We start from the raw sequence: 10,684 nt of genomic DNA, 5'->3' as shown, positions 1-10,684 counted from the left end.
GGCGAGCCCCACTACGCACAGGCCATCCCGGCAGAGAAGATCAAGGACCAGAGCGTCAAGTTCTTTGACATCGCCAAAAACAAGCACCCTTACGTGGCGGCAGGCGAGAAAGCCACGCGAGTGGAGCGCAAAGGCAACGAAGTGCACGTTTATATGACTGCGATCCGTTCCCACCTTGCTCCTGACAATATCGAAGGCATCCAGGTGGGCGATGATGTGTACTTCCACGTCACCAACCTGGAACAGGACTGGGACATCCCCCACGGCTTTGCCATCAAACACGCTCCCACCGCGGAACTGCTGATCATGCCGGGCGAAACCGCCACCCTGAAATTCACGCCCAAGCAAACCGGCATCTATCCCTTCTACTGCACCGACTTCTGCTCGGCGCTGCACCAGGAAATGCAGGGTTACATGAGAGTTTCTCCAAAAGGCAGCAACGTGCCGCTGAAATGGGGCATCGGTGATACGGCTCCCGGAGCCGGCGCCGACACCACCGCCAAATAATTTAAACACCTGAGGCAGTACGTCTTACGGGACGTGCTGCCTTCTTTACTACCAGTTATGAACAGAAAACTAAGCGCATTCGCGAAAGTGAGCATTTTTGCAGCCATCGCCTGCATCATCACGCTCTGGTTCACGCCCATGTGGCGGATCGACCTCGCCGCGCCGCAGTACCCCGAAGGGATTTCCATGAATATCTGGATCAACGACGTGAAAGGCGACGTGGAGATCATCAACGGCCTGAACCACTACATCGGCATGAAAACCATCCACAAAAACGATTTCAAGGAGTTCGTCTACATGCCCATCGCGCTGGGAATCTTCTGTGCGCTGGGCCTGGTGGTGTTCTTCCTGAACCGGCGGATCGGTTTCTACATTTGGACGGGCCTGCTGCTGCTGATCGCCCTGGTATCGATGTACGACTTCTGGAAATGGGAATACGATTACGGCCATAACCTGGACCCCACGGCGCCCATCAAAGTACCCGGCATGGCGTATCAACCGCCGCTGATCGGGTACAAGAAAATGCTGAACTTTGAAGCGCTGTCGCAGCCCGACGTGGGCGGATGGTTCTTCGTGGCGGCTGCCTTATTGCTCACCGGCGCGTCTGTCTACGAATGGCGGCGCGCGAAAAAAATGGGTTTATGAAGATGTACCTACCGGCGCTGACCCTGCTCCTTTTCCTGGCCAGCGCCTGCGGCAGGAAGTATGAACCGATCAATTATGGTAAAGACGCCTGCGCGCATTGCAAAATGACCATTATGGACAAGCGTTTCGCCGCCGAGATCGTGAACGAAAAAGGCCGCGTGTTTAAGTTCGACGACATCACCTGCCTGAAAGCCTACACGGCCGAACTCAGCGGCAGCCTGCTCTTCGTCAACGACTATACCGGCCATTCTGCCGAGCCGCTGGACGCCACCAAAGCGGTGTACCTCCACCACGAAACGTTCAAGAGCCCCATGGCCGGCAACCTCCCCGCTTTCGCGGACGCGGCAGCCGCCAAAGCGCTGCAAGACAGTCTCGGGCTCGATTTGCTCACCTGGGAATCCCTGCCATGACCAGCATCCGTACCATATTATTATTTCTCCTCCTCGTACCCGCGGGGCTCTCGGCGGCGGTGATCCGCACCGGTCCCGGCAGCCTCCTCCAGCACGCGCTCGACAGGGCGCAACCCGGCGACACGATACTCGTGGCGCCAGGGCTCTACAAACAGCACGAGATCGTCGTGCGCACCCCCGTTACCATCATCGGTGAAAACTACCCGGTGTTCGACGGGGAAAACAAATACCAGATCCTCATCGTATCCGCCGACAAAGTCAATATCCAAGGCATTACCGTACAAAACACCGGGCGCAGCAGCATGGTCGACATGGCCGGCATCCGCCTCCAGAACGTTTCCCGCGTAACGGTCAGTAATTGCAGGGTATTAAACACCACCTACGGCGTCTACCTCCAGGGCAGCAGGTTCTGCGTGATCGAGAACAACGAGATCCGTTCCTCGGCTACCGACGAGCTGCAGGCCGGCAACGGCGTCCACGCCTGGAAGTCGGACTCCCTGCTCATCCGGAACAACAAGATCTCGGGGCACCGCGACGGCATTTACTTCGAGTTCGTCACCGGCTCCGCCATCATCGGGAATATTTCCACCAACAACGTCCGCTACGGGCTGCACTTCATGTTTTCCCACAACGACGGCTACAGCCGCAACATTTTCCGGCACAACGGCGCCGGCGTGGCGGTGATGTATTCCAAGAAAGTGGTCATGACCGGCAATACCTTCGGCGAGCACTGGGGAGACGCTTCTTACGGCATCCTGCTGAAAGACATCTCCGACAGCCGGATCGAGCATAACAACTTTGCACACAACACCATCGGCATATTCATGGAAGGCAGCAACCGGATACACGTGCTCCGGAACACCTTCAACGCCAACGGCTGGGCCATGCGCGTGCAGGCCAGCTGCGAGGGGAACACCATCGAAACGAACAATTTCACCGAAAATTCCTTCGACGTGGCCACCAACGGCACGCTCATGCTCAACACCTGGCGGGATAACTACTGGGACAAATACGAAGGCTACGACCTCAACCGCGATGGCACCGGCGACGTGCCCTACCATCCCGTGAGTGTCTATTCGATTCTTTCCGAAAGAATCCCTTCCACCATGATCCTCTACAGGAGTTTCCTCACCAACATCATCGACCAGGCGGAGAAAATCATGCCGTCCATCATCCCCGACCAGCTCCGGGATGATTCACCTAAAACGAAAAAATGGAAGTTATGATCCGGATAGATAAACTGACCAAATCCTTCGGCAAGTTCCGGGCGCTCGACGGGATCGGCCTCACCCTCGAAAAAGGGCAGGCCGTTTCGCTCCTCGGCCCCAACGGATCCGGTAAGACGACGCTTATCAAATCGATACTGGGACTGGTTATCCCCGAGAAGGGCAGCATCACCATCAACGGGCAGCTCATCCGCAACCATCCCTCCTACCGCGCCAACATCGGGTATATGCCGCAGATCGGCCGTTACCCCGACAATATGACCATCGACCAGGTGCTGCATATGATCAAAGATATCCGCAAGGAGCATACGCAGTACGACGAGGAATTGTATGTAAGTTTCGGGCTGGACAAGATCAAACACAAGAAGATGCGGACACTGTCGGGCGGTACCCGCCAGAAAGTAAGCGCCTGCATTGCCTTCCTCTTCTCCCCCGACATTTACATCCTCGACGAGCCTACCGCCGGCCTGGACCCTGTGGCCAACGAGCTGCTGAAAGACAAGATCGCCGCCGAATGCGCGCGGGGCAAGCTGGTACTGATCACCTCGCACGTACTCAGCGACCTCGACGGGCTGACCAGCCACATCATCTACCTGCAGGACGGCCAGCTGATGTTCCACGAGAGCATCGGGCAGCTGCAGGAGCGCACCGGGGAAACGAAACTCAATAAAATCATCGCTAACATTCTGAAAAATGCTGACCGTAAGCAAATATGTATTTCTTGACCTGCTGAAGAACAGGTCGATACTTGTGTACACGCTCGTGCTGGCGGTGCTGTCGTTCACCCTGCTGGGGCTCGACGGCAACAGCGCCAAGGGGCTGCTGAGCCTGCTGAACATCACCTTGCTTTTTGTGCCGGTGATCACGACGTTGTTTTCCGCCATTTACTTCTTCAACTCGCTGGAATTCATCGAGCTGCTGTTGTCGCAGCCGGTGAAGCGGACGGGTATCCTGTTGTCTGAATACGCGGGGATGGCCTTATCGCTTTCCGCCGCATTCGTGGCGGGCGTGGGTGTTCCGCTGATGATTTTGCTGCCGGTGGGCGCGTCTTTCGTGCTGATTTTGTGCGGGGTGATGCTGACGTTTGTATTCACGTCGATCGGGCTGTTGATTTTCGTGCTCTCGCGCGACAAGACCCGCGGGATCGGCGCGGCGATCATCGTATCGTTGTTCTTTACGTTACTGTTTGACGGGTTGATGATGGCTTTCATTTTCGCCTTCAGCGAATACCCGATCGATAAGGCCGTGGTGGCCATGATCGGGCTGAACCCGGTGGACCTGGCGCGGATACTGATGTTGCTGCAGCTGGATGTGGCGGTGCTGATGGGATACTCGGGGGCTTTGTTCAAGGAGTTCCTGGGATCGTCGTCGGGCAGCATTTTCGCGGTGGGCTGCATGCTGATCTGGATCGTGGCGCCGCTGCTGCTGGCGTTGCGGATTTTTAAGAAGAAGGACCTGTAGGAGACGGGTCACTTCTTTTTGACGAGCCGGTTGTTGATGACGATTTTCCCTTTCCGGGTTTCTTCGGCGAGGTCGTGGATGGTGGTTTTTTCGAACATCTGCCGGAGCTGGGCTTTGATGGTGCGGTATTGTTCGTGCATGGGGCAAGGCCGGGTTTCGGAGCATTCTTTCAGTCCGAGCACGCATTTGGTGAGGACGCCGTTTTCCCCTACCGCTTCGAGTACGGCGCGCACGGGGAGCTTCCGGGCGGCGTCAGTGAGGTAGAAGCCGCCGTTGGGGCCGCGCACGGAGCTGACAACGTTGTTGTTTTTGGTGAGCAGCTGGAGGATCTTGGCCGTGAAGGATTGCGGCGAATCGATCGCCGTGGCGATTTCGTCTATTCCGAGCTTATTGTCTTCCGAGCCTTTCAACGCGATGTAGATGGTGGCACGGAGCGCATATTCCGCAGATTTGGACAGCATAATGGCGTTCGATTTGGCTGCAAAATAATCATAAAACCCATTCCGCATACGAATCCGCCGTTTCAAAGAGTTTCAGGGCGGCGAGGGAAATGCCGGAAGGGAGTTGCGGGCGGAGGGCGTTGCGGATAAAAAGGAGGAGATTTTCGGCCGAGGGCTCCGCGTCCATCACCAGTACATTTTCTTCCGAAGGCAGGTCGGGATTGGCTTGCAGGTAGGCAGACGAAACCACCAGGGCATGGTCGAGCCGGTTCACCACCGCTTCGTTCACCATCCGTTTCAGGTCCTTGAAATCGATCAGGATACCCGGCGCGGGGAAGTAGCTTTCGGGCTCCTCCGCCCTCACGGTCACATGCAGTTGATACGAATGCCCGTGCACATGCCGGCAGGCGCCGTTATAGCCGTGTAATGCATGCGCCGTCTCAAACCGAAAGATTTTAGTCACCTGGATCATGTTCATTTTTTATTTCCGCAAAGATACTAAATAAGGATATTTTTATCCTTATTTTAAATATCTTTACACCGCCAACCGAGGCAATCAATATTCAGCAGCATACGCCAACTTTCCAGCGCGCTGCCCTACCTACTCAATCCGAAAATATGGTGCACGAATTTCACATCCCCGTCATGGGGCTGGCCTACACGATCGACAGTCCGGTTAAAGTGGCCCGCTTCGGCATTAGTTCCGTCATTTCCATCATTGAAGACCGCCTGATCGAGATGATGCGAAAGCATTATTACACCGAGCGCAACGAGCCTTACGAACCGATTTCTTCCAAGGAAGAAGATTACCGCGCCCGGCGCATCACCGATTATCTCAACCTCGTAAACCGCATCGTGCAGGAGCAGGTCGAAAAACTGCGGACGGCGGCGTTCGAGAAGGGTTCAGAGATCGTGAAATACTTCGAGATGCTGCCCGACAACAGCAACGTCAAACTGCTGTACAACCAGTTCAACGCCGCCACCCGCGCCGACGCGCGCGCCGCCCTCGAAGCCAAGCTGCGGAGCCTCATCACCCCCGGCGCTATCGACGTCAACATCATGACCAAAACCGACAAGAATAATTACGGTCCCGACGGGCAGCCGATCGAAGACGGGTCGGACGCGGTGGCGGCGCTGAGGGGTTACGCCAACAGCGATCTCACCGGTTCATCCATCGTTTTTTCGGCGGGTATGAACCCCAGGCTGTACAGTTACCTGGAAAAATGCCGGCAGTTCGATGCGGATGCCAATGGCGTCATGCAGAAGAAAGTGATCGTGAAAGTAAGCGATTACCGGTCGGCCCTCATCCAGGGCAAGTTCCTGGCCAAGAAAGGCATCTGGGTAAGTGAGTTCCGTATCGAATCGGGGCTGAACTGCGGCGGCCATGCCTTCGCGACGGACGGGGTGCTGATGGGGCCAATCCTCGAAGAATTCCGCACCGGCAAAACCGGCCTCACGGCCGCGCTGTTCCAGCTGTATGCCGACGCGCTCGGCAAACGGGGCGCCCCTGTTCCCGCCGAAGCTCCGCCCCTGCTGATCACCGCGCAGGGCGGCATCGGCAGCCATGCAGAGCACCAGATGCTGCGCGAATATTACCAGTTATCGACGACCGGCTGGGGCACCCCGTTCCTGCTCGTTCCCGAAGCTACTACGGTTGATGCGGACACGCTGGGGCACCTCGCCAAAGCCAAGGCAACCGATGTGGTGCTGAGCCACTCCTCCCCCATGGGCGTACGTTTCCATTATCTCAAAGGCCTCAGCGGCGAAGAAGAGCGCATGCGGCGGTTCCGGGAAGGCAAGCCGGGCAGCCCCTGCACGGAGAAACACCTGTCTTTCAACACCGAATTCACAGAGCGCCCCATTTGCACCGCCTCCATTCAATACCAGCGCCTGAAAATCGACCAGCTGCAAAAAGCGCAGCTGCCGGGAAACGAGTACCAGGCGCAGCTGAAGATGGTTCTGGACAAAGAGTGCCTTTGCACGGGACTGAGCAATTCCGCGGCGGCGCTGTACAACACCACCCTCGTTAAAAACCAATCCGCCGTTACGATATGCCCCGGCCCCAATATCGCTTTCTTTAACCGCGAAGCTTCGCTGCAGGAGATGTGCGACCATATTTACGGGCGCGGGAACCTCCTGTCGGGCACCGACCGCCCGCATATGTTCATCAACGAACTGCGGTTGTACATCGCTTACCTGGCCGAGCAGCTGCAGCAATGCACCGGCGACAAAATGATGAAGCAGCTGGAAGCTTTCCGGGAGAACCTGGGGAAAGGGGTGTCTTACTACCGGCAACTGCACGAAGCAGGGATTATTGCCGGCGAACGGTTTGGCCAATTGCTGAACGAATCCGAATCACAGATAGAAGCGCTGAAAGACGCAGCGTGTGTTACTACCCTATGACTATCCGTCCTATGATCCCATACCTAAAGCAAAAAGACCTTGCCGCATCAGCAGCAAGGTCTTTCTTTTCTAACAGCAAATTGAAACGTGGAATTATAACAGGCTTTCGAGGAACAGGTCTATCTCGGTCAGGGTTTCATCGAAATTGCCGCTGAAGCCGCTGAAGGCGTAACGGACATTTCCTTCCTGATCGATAATAAATTTGGCGGGGATGCCCTTTACTTTATAGCGTTGCACCACATCGTACTGATTTTTCTCGTCATTGGGAATGGGCGTGTCCATCAGCACATTGAAGCGGTATTTGTTCTTCTTGATAAACGCCTTCACTTTGTCCATCCGTTCATCCGGCGACTTCGTTTTTTCCCAGGTATCGATGAACAGGAATTCTACTTTCCCCTTGTACTTGTCGGCCGCGGCCTGCATGGCGGGGAACGACTGTATGCAGGGGCCGCACCAGGTGGCCCAGAAATCGAGGAACACTACTTTCCCTTTCAGGCTGGCGAGGCTGACGGTTTTGCCGTTGAGGTTTTTGAGGATGAAAGGCTCGGCCGGGTAGTTGACGGCGTGTTTGTCGATCTTACCCAGTGTATTGTTGCGTAGCGTGTCTGTCAGCTGCGCGATGTAGGCATCATACTCCTTCGCAGGTTTGCCGGTGGCTTTCCAGGCTTTTTTGAAGTTCTCCCGGGTTTGTTCGTTGCTGCGGCCGGTTTTCACGAGGCGGTCGAGCAGCGGGAATGCGCGGTCGTATGCCTTATTTTCTATGAGGATGTTGGCGAGGAGGATTTCCTTCTCAGCATCTTTCAGGAATTTGCCTTGTTCAGCTTCCGTGATGAAGGGCAGCGCTTCGGCCGCCCGTTTGTTTTTGTAAAGCAAATCTGCATAATACACGGCGTAGGTGTAGTAAGAGATGCTATCCATTTTGCCGCCGGCCGGTTTGGCTTGCGCCAGTCCTTCTTTGAAAATAGCCTCCGCATCGGCTATGCGGCCATTCTCCTGCAAAGCGCGGCCGATGGAGCCGTGCATTTGGCGGGCGGCAAAGACCGTTTTCATAGAGCGCGCCATTTTCAAGGCTTCCGGGTCGTTTTCCTTCACCATGTTATAGGCCAGCATGCCGCGGGCGATGTCGTAGGCGTTTACGTGCGGATCATTCTCGCTTTCCGGGAACATTTGGAACAATTCTGCATAGTGGGTTTTGGCTTCCGCCAGGTTGTTGGCATTGGCCACAGCGATGGCTTTGCGGAATAATGAGTCCATCCGGCGGTTGCGTTGGGCGGCGGTGGCGTTCGCCTTAGGAAGGAATTTTTCGAGTGTTTCGGCCAGTTTGTCGCCGCGGAGATTTTTGGCGAGGATCTTTCCGTCGGGGCCGATGAGGAAATTTTGCGGGATGCCGCGTACGAAGTAGAGCTTTGCCGGGGCCGACTTCCAGTATTGGAGATCGGACACATGCGTCCAGGTGAGGTTGTCCTGATGGATTGCTTTCATCCAGGCTTCGCGGCCGTCTTCTTTGTCGAGGGAAACGGCGAGGATGGTAAAGTTCTTATCCTTGTACTTATTGAAAGCCGCGACTACGTGCGGGTTTTCCGCGCGGCAGGGGCCGCACCAGGATGCCCAGAAGTCGAGCAGCACATATTTGCCGCGGAAATCTTTGAGGGCTACCGATTTCCCCAGCGTATCGGGCAGGGTGAAGTCCGGGGCAATTTTGCCGATGCTTACAGTCCGCATTTTTTCGGCTTCTGCAAGGAGTTCCTTAGCCTCGGGGCTTTCCTGCACCCGCTTGTCGAATTTCGCAACGGCGGCAACGATGGTGTCAGGGTCGGCGGAACGGATGCCGCGTGTCACGTAGTCAAAACTGATCATGGAGCCGGGATGCGCGGCGGCAAAGGCTTTGTCGATCTTGTTGCGTTCACCGTTGATACGCCAGAGCACCTTCGACTGCTCTTTCCTGAACACCGTATCCTTTTCCATACGTTCCGTATTGGCAGTCAGGACGCGCATGAGGCGGTTCATCGCGGTATCGTTCTCGCGGGTGAGTTTCGCATATTCGGGATAAAAGGGATCGTTGGTCCTGTCCTTCTTCTGCGCCGTCGCGGCCGTAGTCGAAGCCGCGAGGAGCAGGGATAAAGCAATGCGTTTCATCATTATTGTTTCCATTTATAATAGAGATCGAGAATCTTTCCGAATCCACCATAGGCTTCATCATACGTTCCACCGGAAAAATCGCCGGTATTGGCGATAGAGAACTTGTAGAATTTGCCCTTGGTACCGTTCCAGGTGGCGACTGACATCACGCGGTTATTATCCGGCCAATACAAAATGAGCCCCTGTGCCTGTTTCAGCCGCATGGCGGAAATGGTTTCGCCGGCCGGGAAAGTATACAGGAGGCGGGCTTTCTGCGCGGGGATATCCAGGAGGTAGATTTTATTGCCAATGCTGTAATACATGTGCATGTACAGCTCCGAGGAGGCATAATGACTGGCCTGCCCCATGCCAGGCGCATCCAGCACATCAAATACATCCGTCGCGATGAGCGTTCCTTCGGGATTGAGCCGGTAGATGAACAGGGAGTCATCGTTATTGTTCTTCATCAGGCAATTGAAGTGATCACTGAGGCTCCTGCCAGCGTAAATCAGCTGTTTACCCACATTATCCAGTTCAAACTGCGAACCCTCCACGCTGGCCAATGTCTGGATTTTATCATTGGTATGCTTGAGGAAGCGCTGATTCCGGGTATCGAACAACATGGTGTTATCGCTGGCAAACATTGGCAACACCTGCGGGGAGATTACCCAGTTTCCCTCCTTCGCGGCGCCATATTTCTTTTCGCCCTGGTAAGCGTAATCTACCGAATGCAGTTTGCCTTTATTCACGATGAACCCGGATACGCCTAACTTGTTGGCGTATACTTCTTCCGGCGCTATCTCCGCAGGGGCGGTAAAAAACAGGTCCGCATAATTGAATTGCCGCTGAAAGTTGATGTAACTCATTCTCAGTCCGTTATTATTACCGAATACAACAATTTCCTGCGGATTGCTGAAGGTGTTGATGATCCGCACCTGCTGACTTCCGGATGGAAGCCGCTCGCCGTTCCCTTTCAGGTAGATATCCCGGTAAATATCTTTCAGGCCGGTTACCAGGGAAAGGTCCTGCACACCGCCCAGATCTTCGAGCAGCAGCCATCCTTCGCTCAGATCGCTGGAAATGTCCACGATGAATTCCTTGAAGGAAACTATGCCGCTGATTTTATCCTTTGCATCGAAAACGAGCTTGTAAACGCCGGGATTGAATGTAACCGCGGTATCGAGGTTCTTCGTTTTGCCGAGGGGAATAACCGCTCCCGCGTTGGGCCAGGTAAAGAGGCGCCAGCTGTACTCCAGGTTGGCGGCATCGGCCGACTGAGATTGCTCCACATCCATATTGACGGCGAGCCGGTTGAACAGCTTGACGCGCAGGGTGTCGGGCGAGGTTGTTTTGAAACTGAGCTGGTTGATTTCGTGCAGGTCATAGTTGCCTTTATCCTTGTAGCATCCCGACAGAATGGCCAGTGCGGCGAAAAGGCAAACTGATAAATATTGTTTCATGTTCTTTTTCTTTT

General features: G+C 55.2%; 10 protein-coding genes and 1 pseudogene. 7 read left to right on the top strand and 4 right to left on the bottom strand.

Features of this window, described 5'->3' with window-relative positions; genetic code table 11:
* The 6 genes and pseudogenes from Q0510_RS02105 to Q0510_RS02080 all read left to right on the top strand — a co-directional run.
* Window positions 1-507, top strand: a pseudogene (locus Q0510_RS02105) (nitrous oxide reductase); the annotation flags it as partial.
* Between the two features lie 57 nt (window positions 508-564).
* The gene (locus tag Q0510_RS02100) at window positions 565-1,152 is read left to right on the top strand and encodes a hypothetical protein (RefSeq protein ID WP_298707784.1); all 588 of its coding nucleotides are present in this window, start codon (window positions 565-567) and stop codon (window positions 1,150-1,152) included.
* Window positions 1,149-1,562 carry a nitrous oxide reductase accessory protein NosL gene (locus tag Q0510_RS02095; RefSeq protein ID WP_298707782.1) on the top strand — a complete coding sequence of 138 codons (414 nt, stop codon included), beginning with the start codon at window positions 1,149-1,151 and terminating at the stop codon, window positions 1,560-1,562. The genes Q0510_RS02100 and Q0510_RS02095 overlap by 4 nt, the downstream gene beginning before the upstream one ends.
* Complete coding sequence (locus tag Q0510_RS02090) at window positions 1,559-2,788, top strand: nitrous oxide reductase family maturation protein NosD (protein ID WP_298707780.1); 1,230 nt, start codon at window positions 1,559-1,561, stop codon at window positions 2,786-2,788. The genes Q0510_RS02095 and Q0510_RS02090 overlap by 4 nt, the downstream gene beginning before the upstream one ends.
* Window positions 2,776-3,513, top strand: a complete 738-nt coding sequence (locus Q0510_RS02085) for an ABC transporter ATP-binding protein (protein ID WP_298707779.1) — start codon at window positions 2,776-2,778, stop codon at window positions 3,511-3,513. The genes Q0510_RS02090 and Q0510_RS02085 overlap by 13 nt, the downstream gene beginning before the upstream one ends.
* Window positions 3,482-4,249, top strand: a complete 768-nt coding sequence (locus tag Q0510_RS02080) for an ABC transporter permease subunit (RefSeq protein ID WP_298707777.1) — start codon at window positions 3,482-3,484, stop codon at window positions 4,247-4,249. The genes Q0510_RS02085 and Q0510_RS02080 overlap by 32 nt, the downstream gene beginning before the upstream one ends.
* An 8-nt stretch (window positions 4,250-4,257) precedes the next feature.
* On the opposite strand, the gene Q0510_RS02075 is transcribed toward Q0510_RS02080, so the two are convergent.
* Both Q0510_RS02075 and Q0510_RS02070 read right to left on the bottom strand, forming a co-directional pair.
* Entirely contained in the window at window positions 4,258-4,710 is a 453-nt protein-coding gene (locus tag Q0510_RS02075) for an Rrf2 family transcriptional regulator (protein ID WP_298707776.1), read from the bottom strand.
* Window positions 4,711-4,738: 28 nt separating this feature from the next.
* Entirely contained in the window at window positions 4,739-5,152 is a 414-nt protein-coding gene (locus tag Q0510_RS02070) for a 6-carboxytetrahydropterin synthase (protein WP_298707774.1), read from the bottom strand.
* A gap of 155 nt (window positions 5,153-5,307) precedes the next feature.
* On the opposite strand from Q0510_RS02070, the gene Q0510_RS02065 reads away from it, so the two are divergent.
* Window positions 5,308-7,092, top strand: coding sequence for a hypothetical protein (locus Q0510_RS02065; RefSeq protein WP_298707772.1), 1,785 nt, complete (start codon window positions 5,308-5,310; stop codon window positions 7,090-7,092).
* Between the two features lie 93 nt (window positions 7,093-7,185).
* Here the strand turns inward: Q0510_RS02065 and Q0510_RS02060 are convergent, their stop codons facing one another.
* Both Q0510_RS02060 and Q0510_RS02055 read right to left on the bottom strand, forming a co-directional pair.
* The gene (locus Q0510_RS02060; protein ID WP_298707771.1) at window positions 7,186-9,231 is read right to left on the bottom strand and encodes a redoxin domain-containing protein; all 2,046 of its coding nucleotides are present in this window, start codon (window positions 9,229-9,231) and stop codon (window positions 7,186-7,188) included.
* Window positions 9,231-10,670 (bottom strand): PKD-like family lipoprotein, encoded by a 1,440-nt coding sequence (locus tag Q0510_RS02055; protein ID WP_298707769.1) that lies wholly within the window; start codon window positions 10,668-10,670, stop codon window positions 9,231-9,233. Before Q0510_RS02055 ends, Q0510_RS02060 begins: the two co-directional genes overlap by 1 nt.
* Window positions 10,671-10,684: the final 14 nt, after the last annotated feature.

It is taken from the genome of uncultured Chitinophaga sp. (genome assembly GCF_937874145.1).
Taxonomy (GTDB): Bacteria; Bacteroidota; Bacteroidia; order Chitinophagales; family Chitinophagaceae; genus Chitinophaga.
This window is presented reverse-complemented; position numbering and strand designations above follow the sequence as displayed.